The organism is Chryseobacterium sp. SORGH_AS_0447 (assembly GCF_030818695.1).
Classification (GTDB): Bacteria; Bacteroidota; Bacteroidia; order Flavobacteriales; family Weeksellaceae; genus Chryseobacterium.
The window spans coordinates 3,818,870-3,838,864 of record NZ_JAUTAR010000001.1 but is presented as its reverse complement, the minus strand read 5'-3'; the positions used below and the strand labels follow the sequence as shown (position 1 = coordinate 3,838,864).

Below are 19,995 nucleotides of genomic sequence, written 5' to 3'. Positions count from 1 at the left end.
TATAAATAAACAATGTGTTGCATATTTTTGTATAGTAAGAGATTTAAAATTTTCGTGGGTTTAATTTCTTTTTTATTTAAAAATAATGCGTCATGTTTTGTCGCATTGCGGTCATAGCTTTGCAGAAGAATGATCAGCTGGATATTAAATTTAAGTAATAAATCTTTTGATCGTGAAGTGAAAATCTTATTTTTGCAGGAATTATAAAAATTCATAATTAAAATACTAAGGACATGAAAAGACTCTACATGAGTGCACTTACCCTGTGTACGATTCTGGGCGTTTCGGCCCAGGAAGTGGTTTGGCAGAAAGACATCCCGTCCTCGACACAGGATTTCTTGAGCCAGGTTACAACAACCATCGACGGACAATATCTGATTTCGGGAAGCAGTATCCAGTCCAACAAAATTTCTTCTGATAATAAACAAAACAACGGTTACGATTTCCATCTGGTAAAATTAAATTCTCGGGGAGAAGAAGTCTGGGAAAAATACTTCTCCGGGAAAAACCATGATTTTTTATCAGCCACGGTAAATACACAGGAAGGCGGATTTCTTTTGGCTGGAACTTCCTACAGCGGAAAAAGTCTGGATAAGAAGGACGAATCGAAAGGTGGCTCGGACCTGTGGTTGATCCGCCTGAACGAATTTGGCGACGAATTATGGCAGAAAACTATCGGCAGTGCTTCAGATGAAGAATCAAGAGCGGTGATCCAGACAACGGATTTCGGATTTTTTGTAGCCGGGAATATTCAGAATGCTGAAAAGGGGTACGGCTCTAAAGATGTGTTAGTTGTAAAGCTGGATAAAAACGGAAAAGAAATCTCCCAGCTTGTTTTAGGAGGAAGAGGGCTTGATGAAGTAGAGAAAATGATCCCGACGTTGGATGGCGGAGCGTTATTAGGGATCTACTCCAGAAGCGGAGCAATGGCTGGAAGTAGCAATGCTATGAACCATCATCCAAAAACCACTTCCAATTACGGCGAAGGCGACTACTGGATCGTCAAGCTTAATAAAGACGGCAAAGTGGAATGGGAAAAGAACTTCGGTGGAACAGGTGATGATCATTTGAGAACTTTGGCGATGACTTCCACCGGCTATCTGATCGGCGGGGAATCAAGATCGGAAAAATCGGGGAATAAAACCGTAGGTATTGAAGAAGGGACGGATCTATGGCTCATCTCCGTAAACGCAAAAGGTGAAGAGATCTGGCAGAAGTCCTACAATTTCAAGAACCGTGATGTTCTGATGAGCATGAGTGTGTTGCATGCTTCCGATGATAAAAATACGAAAGGGATCTTGCTTGGCGGTTACACCCAGGCAGAGGGAAGAATCGAGACGGATGATGAGAAGTTCTGGATGCTGTACCTGGATCAGAACGGCAATGAACAGTGGCGGAAGCACGTTAAAGGCGAATCCAGCAAAAGGGAAGAACGGCTTTCAGATATCAAGCTCAATAGAGACGGTTCGATCATTTTGGCCGGAACCAGTGCCGAGGAGCTGGGCAAAGAGAACTGGAAGATCGTGAAGCTGGGCGATAAGCAGATTGATCAACTGATCGAGAAGCAGGATATTAAGATTTATCCGAACCCGGTGAGTGACTATGCGTATGTGGAACTTGGGTTTGAGGGTCTGAGAGAAGGAGTGTTTGGAGCGGAGATTAACCTGTATGATATGGGCGGAAGACAGCTTCAGAATATTAAAACAAAAAACAAAATAACCAAGATCAATACGCAGCCGCTGGTTCAGGGGGCTTACCTGGTATCGGTGAAAACGGATAATGGGAAATCGGCGAGTGCGAAACTGATTAAAAAATAAAAACAAATGAAGAAAAACATTTACAGGATTTTATTGGCAACAGGCTTATTATCCTTTCACGTTTATAAAAGCCAGGCAGAAACAGCAGAGTTTCAAAAGAATACTTTTCTAACGAACTCCGATACGAATATCCATACCGGTGTCCCAAATATTAATCTGCCATTAGCAAATATCTCGGTAGCTCCGGACCATCTCAATATAGGAGTTTCCTTATCTTATTCTACAGAAGGCATTTCTTCATTTAAGATGATCAGCGATGTCGGAAGAGGATGGAATCTTCAATATGGAGGAAGTATTTTTAGGGGAACGAGTATATATGATAAAGATTATATTGTAGAAAGTGCCTATCCGGCAGAAACCATATCGCTGGTATATAATTACAGTTTTTTAGGAAATAGTGGGAAATTTTACATTGCGAAAGATGAAGCGACCGGGCAGCTCACGGCTGTACATCTGCAGCCTTCAAAAAACAAGATATTTCTTGCAAAAGATGCCAATAATCCTGATAAAATCCTGTCATTTACCATTATCGATGACAATGGAAATACCTATCTGTTTGACAAGGTGAATACGAGCTATATGAAATTCGTTAATATGTCAGGAAGCAGTACCAGCGGTCAGCAGAAAATCTATAACAGTGAGTTTTTATTAACCCAAATTACCAACAATAAAAACCAGCAGATGGTCTCATTTGAATATGAAACAACGACCGAACTGGTTAATCAGGCAGTAGGAAGTATACAGGAACATAAAATAAAGAAAATCAATGTTAATAACTACGGAAGCATCAATTTCTTCTATCTTCCCAATTCAGAGCCTCATTCTTTAAAAAATAAAGGAGACATAGACTGGTATCAGATGGATAAACTGATAGTAAAGGATAAAAATAATAACATCATCAGCCAGTATGCATTTTCCAGGAATGGAAATTATTTAGACGGCCTTTTAAGTCTGGATAAGGATAATAATGTACTTCAGAAATATTCCTTTAACTATACTCCCGATAACGGTTCGGGTACAGATGCTTCAGGATATGTTAACGGCTATATCCCATGTAGTTTGCTTGGGGGCGTTTTGATGACTCCTAATATAACCACATTACATACAGTTGCTTCCAACTCTTTGAAAAGTATTACGCTTCCTACCGGCGGAAGAATAGAATATGAATTCGAGAGTAACTCCGTGGCAGTAGATCCGGCTCCATGTACAAGCGGCAACTGTTACAATTATTACGATCTGGATAAAATTTATACATGGACTTTCGACAGTTCGCAATCGGCTTCCAGTGAGGTTTTCAATTTTCCAAGCGGATACCAGGGCGATGTCTTTGTGGTCCCATCGGTTTCATCATACCCGCCACTTCATGCACCGCCTCCCGGAGTTACCTATTCTCTTGATATAGACCTGCAGGGTTTAAATGGGCAGGTAATAGCTTATGAACCTTTTGTAAATGCCAATAATTCCTTCAATTGTGCTTCATCAATCAGGGTTTATAAAGTTCCTTTAGAGCAAATCAATAAAGGTATTGTAAGAGGAAATATCCAGGGATATGGTCAGGTTAATTTTTATGCTACGAAACAAACAAGACAACATAAAAATGCGTTCGGTTCAGGCTTAAGAATAAAAAGTATAAAGAACTATGATGCGGGGTCTACAACGCCTGCCAAATGGGTGCAATACGAATATAATCTGTTTTCAGACAATTCCACTTCCAGCGGATTGACTCTGCAACCGGATGATCTCGGTGAAATGGCCATATTGGGAGGGAATAATGATCTTGCAGTCATTCAGTATTCCAACATAAAAGTGACCAATATGCTGGATAACAGCTCTACCCGCTACACTTATTACGACCAGAATGACTTGTATAATTTATTGGGGACTAATAATCTTTTAATAGATTTCAGCGGTTACCTGAAAAGAGGCGGGCTGTTAAAAAAACAGGAAGTATATGGCGTAAATAATAATCTTCTGCAGCAAACCGACTTCAGTTATGAGCCGGAACTTTTTCCCGTAAATACGGTTAAATACCATGGAGATGCCATTAAGAAAGTCTTCATCAAAAAAGAAACTAAAACGGTTAAAGATTATATCAGCGGAAGCACACAGGCACTGACAAGTTCCATCGAAAATACATATGAAAACCAATATAACAATCTGGTGTACCGTAAGAAGACTCTGTATGACGGCAGTATCATCGAAAAGAATAGTAAATACGCACTGGAGAAAAATGTTCAGAAGCTACTGATTGCCAATATAGTAGGTGTTCCTCTGGAAACCGAAGTTAAAAATAACGGAAAAGTGATTACAAAGGCAGAAACCAGGCTGGATGATCCCGGGACATTATATCCAACTTCTGCACTGAGTTATAATATCAACAATCAGAACTCCTCGAAGAAGGTGACTTTTGATAGTTACGACAGCAAAGGAAATGTAAGAGAAGCCAGATCAGAATACGGGATTCCTACCGTTACCATCTGGGGGTATCACCAGACACAGCCTATTGCAAAAATTACAGGGGCTAAATACGCAGATATTGCCAATCTCAGTTCGGTAACGGCTGCCGTTTCGGCATCGGATGCGGATGATAACGATCCGTCCGGCGAACCGGCTTTAATCCTTGCCCTGGACAATGTAAGAAAAGATGATGCCCTGAAAAGCTACCAGATCGAGACCTACACCTATGATCCGCTTATCGGCATCACTTCAAAAACCGCTGCCAACGGGTTAAGGGAAACCTATCTTTACGATTCTTCCCACCGGATTTCGAAAGTCTATGATAAAGAGGGAAAAGTGATAAAGGCATACGATTATCATTATTCACCGCAGATGTTTGCCAATGATGCGATGAGCGGGGATTTTACAGCCAATAATTGCGGAGCGGGACATTTACCCAACCACTACACTTATCTGGTGCCTGCCGATAAATATTTCTCCGATATCAGTAAGGATGAGGCCAATCAGAAAGCAGCTCAGGATATTCAGCTCAACGGCCAGAACGCAGCCAATCAGCAGGGAGGATGCAGGCCTGTGGCATGTACCATCACCAAGGGCTATGATATTGCGACTTTACTTAGCGGATCTGTTACAATGCCTGATGCTTCCAATTTCAGGATCCAGATGAGTTTTCCTTATGACAGCAGCATAAGCTGGCTGGCAGAGAAATCCATCGGGAAAATTGATAACAGCTGTATGATCGCTACCGAGGGACTGATTGTAAGGACGGTAACTTCCGGACAGTGGAAAATAACCATCTACCCTAACGGGAACATCAGGGCCAGACGGCCTTCCACCACTCCGATTCCCAATGGTACCATCATTACTATAGATGTGACTACGCCGGTAGAATTTATCCCGGATATTCCTTAAGATCATACCTCTGTTTAACTATTCAAAAGAAAAAATCATGAAAAAGATATCAATCATCGGAGGTTTTCTGCTGGCCTGGGGACAATTCTTTGCCCAGACCATATCACCTACCGGTACCCAAAACTATATATACAGCAAGAATTGCCTGGATGCCGACTGCATAAAGAAGGCGGAAACCGTCCAATACTTCGACGGGTTGGGAAGGCCAAAACAGATAGTCGGGATCAAAGCTTCCCCCGCACAGAAAGATGTGGTAAGCCATATCGAATATGATATGTACGGAAGACAGTCCAAATCCTATCTGCCGGTTCCCCAGACGGGAAGCCAAAACGGTGCATTTTATGAAAACCCGTTAAACAATGCTGCGGATCCGGAGATTTACGGGGCTGAAAAAATATATTCGGAACAGGTGATCGAAAATGCGCCTTTAACGAGGATTAAAAAAAGCTATAATGTCGGCGAGGCTTGGAAAGACAAGCCGGTAAGCTACAGCTACAACACCAATACTTCCGCTAACGAAGTAAAGAAATACGGCATTTCCACCACCTGGGTGGAGGGCAGGACCGATTCCCAGCTGGGTTTCACCGGGGCTTATTATCCGGTAAATACCCTGATGAAAACTTCCGTTACCGATGAAGACGGGAACACCACGACGGAATATAAAAACGGCAAAGGGCAGACGGTGCTCATTAGGAAAAATGACGGAATGCAGGATGTTGACACCTATTATATCTATAACGAATACAACCAGCTGGCGTTCGTGCTTCCTCCGCTGGCATCGGCATTGGCATCGATTGATGAGACCAAACGGAACAGCCTGTGCTACCAGTACCGCTATGACGATTTCGGTAGGCTGGTGGAAAAGAGAATTCCGGGGAAAGGCTGGGAATACCTGGTGTATGACAAGCAGGACCGGGTGGTCTTAACACAGGATGCCATGCTTGCGGGAACAACCAATAACTTTGCTAAAAAAGGCTGGATGTTCACCAAATACGACAAGTTCGGGAGGGTGGCATACACCGGTTTTTTTGCCAATACCGCTTCCCGGTCGGTCATGCAGACTGCCATTAACAATATGTCAGCGAATGCAGGGAATAATGAAGAAAGGAGCACAACGCCTTTTACCCTGAACGGCATAGAAGTATATTATACCAAAAATGCATTCCCAACGGGAAGCATGACGGTATTGAGTGTCAATTATTACGATACCTATCCTCCGCTTCCCAATGAGGTTATTGTTCCGACGAACATCTTAGGACAGGATGTTTTAACACAGGATGCCCAGAACGCTGCGGTAAGCACGAAAACGCTGCCAACGGCTACTTTTACCAAAAATATAGAAGACAACGGCTGGACGAAGGATTTCATCTGGTATGATAAAAAGGGCAGACCTATCGGTTCCCATTCGGTTAATTACCTGGGAGGATATACCAAGACCGAATCCCTGCTGGATTTTGCGGGCGTGACCCAGAAAACCAATGTTTATCACCTGAGAAAGCAGGGAGAAACGGGAGTGACTGTAAAAGAAAGGTTTGTTTATGATCCTCAGTACAGGCTCCTTCAACATTACCACCAGGTGGACAGCAAACCCGAAGAGCTGCTTACCGAAAATACCTATAATGAGCTTTCAGAGCTGAAAAACAAAAAAGTAGGAAACAATCTGCAGAGCATCGATTATGACTACAACATCCGGGGCTGGCTGACGGAAATAAACAAAGACCAGATGGCCGCTGCCGACCTTGGCGGGAAGCTGTTTGCCTACAAAGTGAAGTACAACCAGAAAGACGGGATCAGTAATCCTGACCAGGCTTTGTTTTCCAACAAAAATGTAACGGCAAAATACAATGGAAATATTGCCGAAACAGACTGGCGGTCGGTGGAAACCATCGGGGTCAATCCTTCCATAACCCCTAAGAGATACGGGTATGCTTATGATGCATTAAACCGCCTGTCGGCAGGCTATTACCAGAATCCGGGCAATCCCTACAGCAAGGAGAATACGGAATCGCTGGATTATGACGTAAACGGGAACATCACGGATCTTTACAGGACCTCCATCGCAGAATACGGAAGCACAACCGCTACGCTGATTGATAAACTGAAATACGATTACAACGGCAACCAGGCCACCAACATCAATGATTATTCCTACAACCAGACCGGCTACGAAGGCGGCGGGCAGCTGATCAAATATGACCTGAACGGAAATATGACGGAAATGCCGGATAAAGGAATGGATATCAAATACAACCATCTCAACCTCTCCAATTTCTTACACCTGAACAGGGGTGGTGTCGAAGATATTACCATTAATACCAAGTATCGCGCGGACGGCACCAAGCTGAGAAAAGAAAACACCACTATAGTTTCCGGTTTTTCCGGATCTACCACTTCCAAAACCATGGTGGATTACCTGGACGGTTTCCAGTATTCCAAGACGGAATCCCCGAATACGGGAGGCGGGGGAAGCAGCGAAATGTTCTCGGCAAGGGCCATGCAGCCGCAGACCTTTTCCCCGGAACAGAGCGGATCTGAAAAAGGGGCACCCAAGACTGCCGACCTGCAATTCCTGCCCACCGCCGAAGGATTTTACGATTACATAAATGATCAGTATATTTACCAGTACAAAGACCATTTGGGAAATGTAAGGGTCAGTTTCGCCAGAAACAGCGCAGGCGGCCTTCAGTTAAAGGATAATAACGATTATTATCCGTTCGGGATGAACCACCTGAAAACGGGGAATTCTTATTTCGGAGCGGGAAGTTATGTGAAGTATAAATTCAATGGGGTAGAACTTCAGGAAACCGGTTTGTATGCTATGGATTGGAGGAATTACCAGGCAGATATAGCAAGATTTTCCGGAGTTGATGAACTATCTGAATCCTACGATGGCTTTTCTCCGTATCATTTTGCAATGAACAATCCTGTCTTATATTCTGATCCCACGGGAATGTATTCTACAGATCACAATGGGAATTACAGTACAACCAATACTGATGAAATAAGGAGATTGCAATCTTTTTTTGGTAATGGAGGAAGCGTGAATGGTGTTAAGGGGCTCATAAGTGTGGATGAAACTTTTAAAGAAGATATTCCTGAGCTAGTAATAAGTGTTTCTAAATGGCATTATGCTTTTACTGGCGACTATTTGACGGGTGGAGATAAAAAAACAATTTTTAATCATTTAGATAAATATATTGGAGCTATGGCAACGATTACTCAATGGAATGGAGACCGAGGATTTTGGGGCAACTGGGCTAATTCAGAAAACTTCTGGGCTGGCTTATCTTATAGTTTAGCTAATAATTTTTATTTAGGTTTACAAATGATAGATACTTTCAATTGGATGGGAACTAAACGAATGTCAGGTTATACAGGGCGTTTAGCATTTAGCAATTTAGATGATTCTTCACAATTTGATTCAGGAAATAGATTGATGGCTTTTGCGACAACATTTAATCCTTTTGGTCCTAAGATGACTTTAAATGTACCGGCCTCATTTGGAGCGGTTGGAAAAAGTGTATTACCACAAGCAGCTTTCAGAATGACTGAAGATTTAGCACCTTTAAGTGCATCTCAATTCTCAATGCTATTTAAAGGAACATCAATCGCGAGGGCTACACCAGCGACACGAGGGTTATTAAATTCATATTTAAATAAAGGTTTAAACGGAGTAAATAGTGTAGGATTATATCGAACAGTTTACCCTGCTGCTGCAAAGGCAGTTATACCACATAATGATCATAATAATAGATAATGGAAATTTTTGGAATTGTTTTTCAGCTTATTTTCACCCATCTTATAGGTAATAATATATATTATCTTGTGAGAAAATTAATAGGTGACAAACGTAGTTACAAAGAAATTATTAACAGTGAAAGGGATAGTGGGCTTAGATATTTCACAGGAGTTTTTGTAATATTAGCGGTTATCATTTTAATGAAAAAATTTATAAAATAATATTACAAACTGAATCAATATATTATGGGAGTTTTTGGAATTGTTTTCCAGCTTATTTTCACTCATCTTATAGGAAATAATATTTATTATCTTATAAGAAAATTATTAGGTGACAAACGTAGTTATAGAGAAATAGTTAGTAATGAAAAAGAAAGTGGATTTAGATATTTTACAGGAATTCTGATAATACTAGCATTTATTGTTTTTTTAGTTAAATGTACTTCATAATTTAAGTGTAAGAAAGGAATCGCCAAAAAGCATTTTAAAAATAGCGTTGATTATCAACGCTATTTTTAAAATACCAAGTATAAACCTCATTTGGGAAATGTAAGGGTCAGTTTCGCCAGAAACAGCGCAGGCGCTCTTCAGCTTAAAAACAACAACGATTACTATCCGTTCGGGATGAACCACCTGAAGACGGGGAATTCTTATTTTGGGGCGGGAAGCTATGTGAAGTATAAATTCGGAGGAAAGGAGCTTCAGGAAACGGGAATGTATGATTTTGGAGCCAGGATTTATATGGCGGATGTTGGAAGATGGTTTGCCACTGATCCTATGGCTGAAGCGAATCCGGGACTTTCCGTATATCGTTATGGATTCAATAATCCGATCATGTTTACCGATCCAAACGGGATGCTGGAACAGGCACAGATCGATCATATGTGGAATAATTCAGGTACAGGAGTAACAAGCTGGTCCTTTAATACTGACGGAAGTCCAAAGATGAATTCTTATAATCCGATGGAGGATTCGGATATTAATCATTTATTGGCAGCATTTAGTGGTGTCGCTTCGGGAGGAGGCTCGGCTAGAATATCTTTCTTTACTGGAACTGCAACTCAGACTTCCTATAAAATTGGTAATGATCTTTATGGAGTGGGAAATTTTGGACAAGGACATACAGTATTGATAAAAAATAGCAATGAACATGAAAAAATATCCTTAGATGGTTACATTAGCACTGTAGGAAATTTGAATGATTTTTGTGATAGTACTGGAAAAGGACTTGAAAATGCTGGATTGACAAGACTTGGTACAAATGGGAGATTATACTTACCAACTGCAAATGGACGTGTATTTTATGGGAACCAATATGTTAGAACTATAGCTTTGGCAAAATATGGTGTTAAAATAGGAAAAATTGCAGGTCCGATAGGTAATGGTTTAAATGTTGTAAAAGTTGGTGTCGGAGTTTATAAAGATGGTGGAACATATGGACATCACGCAAAGGTTGCAACGGCTGGTGTAATTGGTGGTACAGCAGGGGCATGGATGGGAGCAAAAGCGGTTGGAGCGTTATTTGGCGAAATTAGAACAGCATTCGGTCCAGAAGGAACAGCTGCAGGTCTTATTATTGGAGGTATAATAGGTGGCTTTGCAGGTTCATATTATGGAGGAGAAGTTATGGAAAGTTGGGCCAGATGATTTTTTTTAATAAATATTGTAAGAATGGAAATAATTAAAATACCAAGTAGTAAAAGAAAAAAAATTTTGTTAATATTAGGATTATTGATAGTTCTAATTCTTGAAATACCTTTGATAATAAATTCTGAAAATTATACTTCAACATTATTTAAGAGTGCAATATTTATAAAGATTACAAGTATTATAGGAGCGTTGATTACTATTTTAGCTTTAATTATTTACTGTAGTATTGTTTTTACAAAAAAAATGGACATAATAATAAGTGAAAAGGGTATTGAAGATAATTCTAGTTATGTAAGTATCGGAATGATTTTTTGGGATGATATTACATCAATAAAACATATTGATGTGATGTCTACAAAGTTCTTAATAATTAATGTAAGAGACCCTGATAAATATATAAATAAACAAAGTAATTTTAAGAAAAAGCTATTACGAAGGAATCTTAAGACTTATGGTTCACCTATTTCAATATCTTCAAATGCTTTAAGTTGTGACTTTAATGAACTTGAAAAGATTATTCTAAAATATTATAATGAGAATAAATAATAGATAATATTTCAAAAGTGAAGGGACATATATTAGAATTAGTAATAAAGATTTGTTTGCATTTATATACTTAATTGTAAACTTCCCTGAAAATGGATCCATTCAAAACTAGAGTTTTACGGAAGGCCTAGTGCCATCAAAAACAAAAACGCTCCGCCTCAGGCGGAGCGTTTTAAATTTTGTATCAATTGGAATATCCTGTCAATTCTTCTTTTTTAGAATTGTAGATTCGGTATTCCAAATATTTGAAGGAATCTCTCGGGATTACGGTTACCCACTTTTTGTATTTGATGAACCACTTTGTCTGGATGCTGTTGAATCCTTTCGTTAGGTAGGCTTCTACAAAGGGGTGTACATGGAGGTACAGTTTTCCTTTTTCTTTCTGCATAATCGTTCTCAGGGCTTCGCCCATTCTTTCCACGATAACGATCGGAGCTACAATTTCTCCGTCTTTATTCGGGTTTTCTTCTTTGGTTTCGATCTGTTTTTCCGGACGGTTTCTTTGTCTGGTGATCTGGATCAGACCGAATTTACTCGGCGGAAGAATTTTGTGTCGTGCTTTATCGCGCTTCATCTCTTCCTTGAGATGTTCGTACAGATCTCTTCGGTGTTCGGGGTTCGTCATGTCGATGAAATCGATTACGATGATGCCGCCCATATCACGGAGACGCAGTTGTCGTGCGATCTCAGTAGCTGCCATTTTATTTACCCGTAAGGCATGTTCTTTATTTACGGCAGTTCCGGTGGTGATATTGTTACCGGAGTTTACGTCGACTACGTGCAGGGCTTCGGTGTGTTCAATCACCAGATAAGCACCTTTTGAACTTGGGATATTGACGTGTTTCCCGAAGCTCTGTTTGAGCTGTTTTTCAACATTGTAATATTCCAGGAGCGGAATATGGGAATTGTGAAAATGGACAATGTTTTTTCTTTCCGGGGCAATGACCTCCAGATAATTTTTCATTTCCTCAACCATCTGCTCGTCATCACAGGTGATGCTTACAAAATCCTGGTTGAAGTTGTCCCTTAAAATAGCTGAAGCTTTATCATCTTCGCTTAAAACCCTGGACGGAACTTTGTTTTTCTGTATATTTTTAAAAGTTGTTTCCCACTTCTGAATCAGCTGATTCATATCGTTGTGGAGGTCGGCAACTTTCTTTCCTTCGGCGACGGTGCGGATAATGACACCGAAACCTTCAGGTTTTATACTTTCGATCAATGTTCTGAGCCTTTCTTTCTCTTCGTTGCTTTTTACTTTTTTGGAAATCGAAACTTTGTTGTCGAAAGGGATCAGAACCAAAAAACGCCCTGTTAAGGAAACCTGAGTGGAAATTCTCGGCCCTTTGGTAGAGATCGGTTCTTTAGTGATTTGAAGCAGCACAATGTCATCTTTGGCGATCACTTTGTCTACCGTTCCGTTTTTATCTATTTCGGGTTGTATCTCGAAATTCTTTAAGCTTGAAGAGTTCTGTTTCTTGGAAATCGTATCCCGTACGAACTTCCTGTAGGTAAGGTATTGCGGCCCCAGGTCCTGGTAATGCAGGAAGGCATCCTTTTCGTATCCGATATTCACGAATGCGGCATTGAGGTTGGGTGCCAGCTTTTTTACTTTCCCGATAAACAGATCTCCAACTATAAAATCGCTTTTGTCCTCTTGCTCATGAAGTTCACATAGTCTTCCGTCTTCCAGCAGTGCGATCTTTGTAAGATCATCCTCATGCGAAACTATTAGTTCTTTCTTCATTTTATTGTAAGATAAAAATTGTTAAGACGGCTGGAAAAGACTGTTTTCGTATCATATAAATTTTACGCTTAAGATAAGCATTACCATTGAATGAAATATAATTTTTTAAATAAACCGTTAAAAACATCTTTTCCGCATCATCTTATCGTTGCAAAACAAAATATAGTCGGTGAGGCTTTAAAATTTAAAATCACCAACTATATTTTTATATCGTAGATCTCGAGAAAAAAAGATTATTTCTTCTTATGTCTGTTCGCTCTTCTTCTTTTCTTTCTCTTGTGGGTTGCAACCTTGTGTCTTTTTCTTTTCTTTCCGCTTGGCATAATTATAATTTTTTAGTAACTAGTTAATATTCAGTTAATGTTCTATTTTACGGTAACTTTCGTTTTTACTTTCTCCACAAAAGATTTTGATGGTTTGAAAGCAGGAATGTTATGAGCAGGGATTTCAATAGCAGTGTTTTTAGAGATGTTTCTTCCCGTTTTTGCTGCCCTTGTTTTAATGATAAAAGATCCAAAACCTCTTAGATAAACATTATCTCCATTATACATAGAAGTCCTGATTTCTTGCATAAAAGCCTCTACAACTTTCTGTGTTTCATTCTTTTCGGTTCCCAACTTATTTGAGATGGTGTTTACCAATTCTGCCTTTGTCATTTCCTTATTTTAATTTTAAATTTTAGGTGTGCAAATTTAGTTAAAAAAATTGAATATTAACAAATTAGTGGCAAAATATTTTTCTTTAAGAGGTTGAAAACTTAATATTTACTCGGTGTTAAAATCAGATTAACTCCCTTTTTACATGCTGGAGTTGTAGTATCCGTTCTCCACACAGAAGCGGATGAGGTGTAGTTTTGTCTTTAATCCCAGCTTTTCTGTCAGGCGGTTGATATAGGTATCGATGGTCCTGGTGCTGAGGTTCAGCTTTTCGCCGATTTCCTTATTGCTAAAGCCTTCGTAGCAGAATTTCATGAGCTGGATCTCCGTCGGCGAAAGTTCTTCCTGGCTCTTTTTCTGACGGTCCATATACTCCATAACGGCCAGCGGCTGCTGTTCCCAGGCTTTGGTGTAAGCGGCATAATCGAAACTGTCTGAAGCGATCTTTCCTTTAACGATATCCTTGATGACATTGCTTTTTTTCTGGCAGTAATACATATTCGGGATCTTGGACAGAATTTCCGCCATATCGTCCTGGTAGGTGCCGGAATAGGTAATGATGGGCGTTTCGGCATTGCTTTTACGGATGTACTTTATGGCTTCCAGCCCGCTGAGTACCGGCATGAAAAGCTCGATGATAAATACATCTTCCTGCCTTCTGTAATTCCTGCTGATCAGCTCATGGCCGTTGTTGCAGTCGTTAAGCAGCATGTAAAACGGATTCTCGGTAAGCGTTTTGATCAGGATCTTTTTAAAGTAAAAATCACTGTCTGCTATGGAAAATCGCACAGTATTACTCAATATTTTGCTCACTTTTTAATATCGATTTGGTGTATGATAATTAAAATTCAGACTACTAAATTATGAAAATATGACGAATGTGAAAATTAATATTCACGTAATTCCGGGAATACGGTTGTTAAGATCAAATCTAAAAAAATGTATACTGTAGATGGGCAAAATTCTAATCTAAAATAATTGTATAGTATTGGAAAAGGCAAAGGTGAAAATTAATTGGGCTAATATGCTGCTTTAGTACGCAGAGAATTGAATGTGTAAAATTTTATGCAGGTTAAATGATTGGTATTTTACAATGCGCAGAGAATCATAAGTATACTGTTTTTATTTCTAGGCAAGGGAAAGTAAATTTGCTTCGCGAAGCCAGCATTAAGCTTTATCAGATTAAAGTGTATTGCAGTTAAAAAACTCTTACTTTTTCGTGTTTTTCCACCACAGAATAATACCTGAAAGTTCACGTGATCCCAGTCATCTTATCATTGAATTCAGCAACAGCACGGCATAAACAAATACTTAATTTTGTATATACATTATTTTTTTATAATTTCACATTCCAAACAAATCACAAACATATGTCTTCGAACAGGGAGAAAAAATTAAACAAATCGGACGTCAGGATGGGCATTTGGAAGTTTGTTCTGTCATTCATTGTCCTGTCAGGTGTTTCTTTCATCTGTGTATTTTTCTTTTTCAAAAGCTACGATATCCAACGGGAAGGAATTAAGAAACAGGCCGACGATTACCGCGAGCTGCTTACCAGAAGCGATCTTCTCAGAATCCACGTCGACAGCATCCTCTATCGGATGGATCAGCTCGATATCAATAAGGTAGACAACGATATCTTCCTCCGCAACTATATCATAGACAACGTAAGGGATGCCAAAAACATCATGGGAAGAGACAGCGCCGATAATTTCAAGCATTATTCCATTCTTATGAAGCAGATTGCGCCGATGCTCGCGCTTAAAAACGATATTGTTGAGGTCTCATACAAAGAGCAGAACGCCCTTCGGAATCTTAGCGAATGCCGCGGGAAAGTAGGCATTGTAAACCATGAACTCCGGGTAGACCCTACCAGAAAATTTTCAGGAAGCAGACGAAGAAGATAAAAACCAATACTATGCAGGGACAAATCACACTATCGAAAAAGGAAAGGCACTATCAGTTTTTATATTTAATTCTCATGCTTTTCGCAGCACTTATCTTTCTGGGAATTATTTTCCTGAAAGGATTCGAATCGCCCTTCTCAGACGAAGATATTGTTTCGGTACGGAATCTTGAGGAAAAGGCAAGGTTCGATCAGAAACAGAAATTTTCCTATAAAACCCTGGACAGCACGTTTGCCATGATCAACCGGCTGACGGATGAGTCTCCGCAACCTTTTGAAGAAAGCAATATCATGTACGGAATCAATGATGTGGCCGGTTATTTTGAGACCGGAGAAAACATTTCAGACATCCGTAAAGATGCGTATCCGCAGATTGCTAAATTTTACAAAATGTATTTCAACGATAAAAAAGTGATTTCCAGCAAAACGGAAAATATCAAAAGCTTTGAAAAGCAGTTTGATGAATGTTCCATAGGCTTTAAAGAAAAGAGAAGCCAGCTTTTCCAAAGGGAGACCGCACTGAAAGCGAGAACCCAATAACCTCTAAACTTTATACTGAGAAAAACTTCACACACAAAATAAAACACACATCACAATCACAAACTATGAATTACTTTCAGAAAAACAAGAAGAACATTATCATTGGTGTTATTGCGACGCTGCTCATCGCGGCTCTTGTTGCATTGTGGCTCCAGAAGAAAGTGATACACTCCGCCGATGATATTGTCGGGGTCGTTTATCCGTCTACGCTTAAGGTAGGCGATACGCTTTTATTCGAGGACAAGACCCAGTTTGCAAAAACCAAAATGTGGAATTTCGGGGACGGTACTTCAAGCGAGAAGAGCAGCGGGATTCACTTTTACAATAAACCCGGATATTACCAGGTTACCCTGATCATCGATAATAAATATTCCAAATCTTTTCCAGTAATGGTGTCCGCAAGAACGATTCCTAGACCTGCGGATTCTACGAAGACCAAAACATTGATCGACGCGCAGACCCAGGCCATGCAGTTTGAGAACGTACAGTTCCGGGCCATTTCGGATGCCAAACAGTTTACCTGGAAATTTGGTGAAACCGGAAATATCGATTCCAAGGATAAAATGGCCATCTACTCCTATAAAAAACCGGGCGATTATGTCGTAACGCTTTACACGGATGAGAGTGCCGAACCTATTTTGCACCAGATCAAAATTCTTCCGGCCTACGACGCCCTGGAAGAAGAAGTAAGTGTGGAAGATGCCTATGCTAAAATCGATAACGATTTCAAATATCACCTTCAGCAGATTGCAAACGGGAACAGCTTCAATATGCATTATAATTACTTATTGAGAACCTATCTGTGCAATAACGAAAATACCGTGGTAAAAGTTAACGACAGCAAAGCCAACAATTTCTATATGTATTGTGCCGGTCTTCAGTTTGATAAAAACAAGGTGATTCAGACCGTGAAAGTGAATTTCGATGACGCGCAGAACTGTGTAACGAAAGTCGATATTAATCAAAGCAAATAATTCCTGCCCCGGATTTCCGGGCAACACCCATCATTTAAATAAATTAAGATGAAAAATAAATTTCCTCTAGCAGCATATTATATAGGAGTTTCGGTTATACTGGTAAGTTGCCAGGTAAAACTGCCATCCAAAAAAACACCCGAGCCTTCACATTACGGACAGATAGACAACTCGCCGGTAGTGAATGGTTTTCCTAAAAAATCGGTGCCGTGGATCGCCATCTCAGATCGGTCCAGAAATACGGCTTACCTGGATAAAAGCGATGAAAAATCATATAAGGAAGTAAAATTCCTTGAACCTTTAATGGTATTGAAAAGCCGGGACGGAATGGTAAAAGTAGCTGAATATATTCCGGATGCCCTGATGAAAAAAGTGTCTTCCAAACAGGTGAAAACCTACGGCTGGATTCCGGAATCCGACCTTCTGTTATGGAGCAACTCTTTGAAAAGCGAAAAAACAGGCTTCCCGGTAAGGGTGGCCGTCGTGCCGAGCAATAGCGAAGTCATCCGCAATTCAGAAAGATATTATAAGAACGATTCGATTATGGTGTTTAATTCACCCAGCCTTATCGAGCAGGCCGATGTGAAGATCCCTAACGGACAGATCGTATACGTTTACAAACAGGCGGAAAACAATAAAAGATTCCTGGTAGGAAAGAAACCTTCCGTCGATATCGACAGCATCAGTACCGGCCTTTACGGATGGGTAAGTTCCAATGTGATTTCAGCATGGGGCGAGCGGTCTGCCGTAAAAATGAAAAATACAACCGGCATTACCGAAACAACTTTAGGAATTCATGAAGGGGCACCCGGTAAAAGTGAAGTAGAAGACAAAGCAGCCGTACTGCTTACCGATGTGAACAAAAGAACACCGCTGGAAAATATCTTTCCGGTAAACTTACCGCTGCATGAACCGCCGACACCGGATTCGAAGACCAAATATTTTACGAATATCCTGGATTACAGCAAAAATTATGTGTTTAATGTGCTGGGCGAGCCGATTTATTTCGACCGCTACCGGGAAATTACGGAGAAAAATAAAAAGATCAACATTGTTTTTGCCTTAGACATCAGTGCTCCGAATGCCCCATACGCTCCGATTGTGAAATCGTTATTACAGGATCTGCAGCTGAGGTTTGAAAAGCCGTCTTATTTTAATCAGGTGAAATACGGCGTTGTTTTATATAAAAATAATTCCTGCGGGGATAATGTAGCCGTTTCGGACTTAAATAACGATTACAGCAAAATTACCACATTCATTGACCAGAAAACCAATGAAATGAACTGTATGAGTAACAGCGGTTACCAGCCCGTGGGCGAAGGTCTGATGGCTGCCGGAAACCTCTTGTCGAATGTCCCGGACGAAACCAATATTGTGATCACCGTAGGAACATCCGCCAACCAGAGCGGAAATATGTATGGCGTTATCAATTCCCTTACGCAGGCCCAGGCAAGACTGATCATGTTCCAGACAAGCGCAAGATCTTCGGATACCTATAACGATTTTGTTTTAATGTCCGAAAATGTGGTGACCAACACGGCCAAAAATATTGCAGAGCTTAAAAAACAGAAAATCATCAACCAGAATGATGTTTTAACCAAAAATAATTTCAGCCTGGTAGAAAGTGATGAAGGCTTTTTCTCATTAGACTATCCTAAGCAGAGTATGGCGCAGGGATTCGTGATCTTTCCTAAAAAAGGCGACATTGCAACCCCGGGTTATCTTAAAAAGTCCGTCGACAGCCTGATTGCTCAGGTTACGCTGGACAATACGAACCTTGATAAATCCCTGAACGACTATTTCCATTCCTCAGTGGGGGCTGGAAGAACGGATGTTGATGTGAAATACAAATACCTGTATCCCGGACTTACGAACCCGGTGCCTGCAGGAATTGCCGCACAGCTGATCAATTACGGAAATCCGTTCCTGGTGAAAGGATATATCCCTAAAGAGCTGAAAGATTTTAAGCCCGGTCTTGAAAAAGGCGTGCTGATCTCGGAAAAAGAATTTGATAACTTAAAGCAGTTCTATAACGAAGTGTATCAGAATACCGGTGCGGAAAGAGCAGACTTCAAGCAGGGAAAAGCCGTTAATGAATATGTAAAGCTTCTGAAGAAATACAATCCAACCATGCAGTTCCTTGATAAAGGGGAGCTTTATAAACAGCCGATGTCGTACGCGGTAGGAGTAAGCACCGGTTTCGACAATTCCGAAGAAGAGCTTATGTCCAAGTACATGCTGAAAGGATGGAAAAAATCCAAAATCGTAACCAATGAAACCGTGAGGAACTATTTCCGCAATTATAAAACGCTGGCAGACCGTATGCTGTCTCACCGGAATGACCCGGCAGTAAAAATACAGCAGAACGGGCAGACCTTCTACTGGCTGAATGAATATTTTATGCCGACGATGATGCCCGTAGAAGCACCGGAATATACAGGGCATTAAGAACTTATTACAGAGAAAAGCAGAAAATAAATTTCTGCTTTTTAATTTTTATAAGCTAAATTTTTTATCTTTGACATTACCCAAATCGCATAGATATGTCACAGCAATCATCACCTCATGACGGCAAATATTTTGTTGTACAGAAAGGCAAAGCCCAGTGTAATCAGGGTGACCAGTTCCCGCAATATAAAGTAACTTCCCATCAGAAACATTTCTGGAATGATTCCGATGGCAATGCCGATTTTCTTGGCGTTACGGAAGATGATCTCCAGTTCAATCCCCCAGGCCCGAGTTTTGGCCGATGTAAGCTGAAGCCTAGTGGCGGCGGATACCTGCCATGTACGTATGCCCCGGCCGGAAAATGGCAGAAAACCTATGATAAAGTGAAAATCATGGAAAAAAAGATCGTTACCGAACTTTCTGAACTGCAGTGTACGATAGGAGGAAAAATTACCATTAAAGATCACGGACAGCGCGGAGAAATGAGTAAGAAAAACGTAAAAACAGCGGATAATAAAACCGTACAGCACATCAATCCTCTGGTAAAAATGCAGGATTACAAGGAGACGGTTCTTGAAAATGAAATTGATGCTTACTGATTAATTTA

The 19,995-nt window shown here is 40.4% G+C and carries 14 protein-coding genes; 11 read left to right on the top strand and 3 right to left on the bottom strand.

The annotated features are described in order from the left end of the window. The first annotated feature begins 233 nt into the window (after positions 1-233). The 6 genes from QE422_RS17375 (at position 234) to QE422_RS17350 (ending at position 11,120) form a co-directional block, all read left to right on the top strand. A complete protein-coding gene (locus tag QE422_RS17375; protein ID WP_307461258.1) occupies positions 234-1,817 on the top strand; it encodes a T9SS type A sorting domain-containing protein in 1,584 nt (527 codons plus the stop codon). A gap of 6 nt (positions 1,818-1,823) precedes the next feature. Then, complete coding sequence (locus tag QE422_RS17370; RefSeq protein ID WP_307461256.1) at positions 1,824-5,186, top strand: DUF5977 domain-containing protein; 3,363 nt, start codon at positions 1,824-1,826, stop codon at positions 5,184-5,186. A 37-nt stretch (positions 5,187-5,223) separates the two neighbouring features. Continuing rightward, a complete protein-coding gene (locus QE422_RS17365; RefSeq protein WP_307461253.1) occupies positions 5,224-8,943 on the top strand; it encodes a DUF6443 domain-containing protein in 3,720 nt (1,239 codons plus the stop codon). Further along, a complete protein-coding gene (locus QE422_RS17360) occupies positions 8,943-9,146 on the top strand; it encodes a hypothetical protein (RefSeq protein WP_307461251.1) in 204 nt (67 codons plus the stop codon). Before QE422_RS17365 ends, QE422_RS17360 begins: the two co-directional genes overlap by 1 nt. Positions 9,147-9,464: 318 nt before the next feature. Continuing rightward, the gene (locus QE422_RS17355; protein WP_307461248.1) at positions 9,465-10,571 is read left to right on the top strand and encodes an RHS repeat-associated core domain-containing protein; all 1,107 of its coding nucleotides are present in this window, start codon (positions 9,465-9,467) and stop codon (positions 10,569-10,571) included. Positions 10,572-10,595: 24 nt separating this feature from the next. Beyond that, positions 10,596-11,120, top strand: coding sequence for an STM3941 family protein (locus QE422_RS17350; RefSeq protein WP_307461245.1), 525 nt, complete (start codon positions 10,596-10,598; stop codon positions 11,118-11,120). 184 nt (positions 11,121-11,304) lie between these two features. Here QE422_RS17350 and QE422_RS17345 read toward each other — a convergent pair whose 3' ends face one another. The 3 genes from QE422_RS17345 to QE422_RS17335 all read right to left on the bottom strand — a co-directional run bounded on the left by QE422_RS17345 (position 11,305) and on the right by QE422_RS17335 (position 14,321). After that, positions 11,305-12,864: a ribonuclease E/G gene (locus QE422_RS17345; protein ID WP_307461242.1), complete on the bottom strand. Its 1,560-nt coding sequence runs from the start codon at positions 12,862-12,864 to the stop codon at positions 11,305-11,307. A gap of 365 nt (positions 12,865-13,229) precedes the next feature. Next, positions 13,230-13,520, bottom strand: coding sequence for an HU family DNA-binding protein (locus QE422_RS17340; RefSeq protein ID WP_027388329.1), 291 nt, complete (start codon positions 13,518-13,520; stop codon positions 13,230-13,232). 141 nt (positions 13,521-13,661) lie between these two features. Next, positions 13,662-14,321, bottom strand: coding sequence for a response regulator transcription factor (locus QE422_RS17335; protein WP_307461213.1), 660 nt, complete (start codon positions 14,319-14,321; stop codon positions 13,662-13,664). Between the two features lie 569 nt (positions 14,322-14,890). On the opposite strand from QE422_RS17335, the gene tssO reads away from it, so the two are divergent. The 5 genes from tssO (at position 14,891) to QE422_RS17310 (ending at position 19,987) form a co-directional block, all read left to right on the top strand. Further along, positions 14,891-15,427 (top strand): type VI secretion system TssO, encoded by a 537-nt coding sequence (gene tssO / locus QE422_RS17330; protein ID WP_307461209.1) that lies wholly within the window; start codon positions 14,891-14,893, stop codon positions 15,425-15,427. An 11-nt stretch (positions 15,428-15,438) separates the two neighbouring features. Beyond that, positions 15,439-15,966 carry a type VI secretion system transmembrane protein TssO gene (locus tag QE422_RS17325; RefSeq protein ID WP_307461206.1) on the top strand — a complete coding sequence of 176 codons (528 nt, stop codon included), beginning with the start codon at positions 15,439-15,441 and terminating at the stop codon, positions 15,964-15,966. Between the two features lie 65 nt (positions 15,967-16,031). After that, complete coding sequence (locus QE422_RS17320; RefSeq protein ID WP_307461205.1) at positions 16,032-16,940, top strand: PKD domain-containing protein; 909 nt, start codon at positions 16,032-16,034, stop codon at positions 16,938-16,940. Positions 16,941-16,988: 48 nt separating this feature from the next. Beyond that, positions 16,989-19,388, top strand: coding sequence for a type VI secretion system protein TssR domain-containing protein (tssR, locus tag QE422_RS17315; RefSeq protein WP_307461202.1), 2,400 nt, complete (start codon positions 16,989-16,991; stop codon positions 19,386-19,388). A gap of 95 nt (positions 19,389-19,483) precedes the next feature. Further along, positions 19,484-19,987 (top strand): DUF4280 domain-containing protein, encoded by a 504-nt coding sequence (locus tag QE422_RS17310; RefSeq protein WP_307461199.1) that lies wholly within the window; start codon positions 19,484-19,486, stop codon positions 19,985-19,987. Positions 19,988-19,995 lie beyond the last annotated feature (8 nt).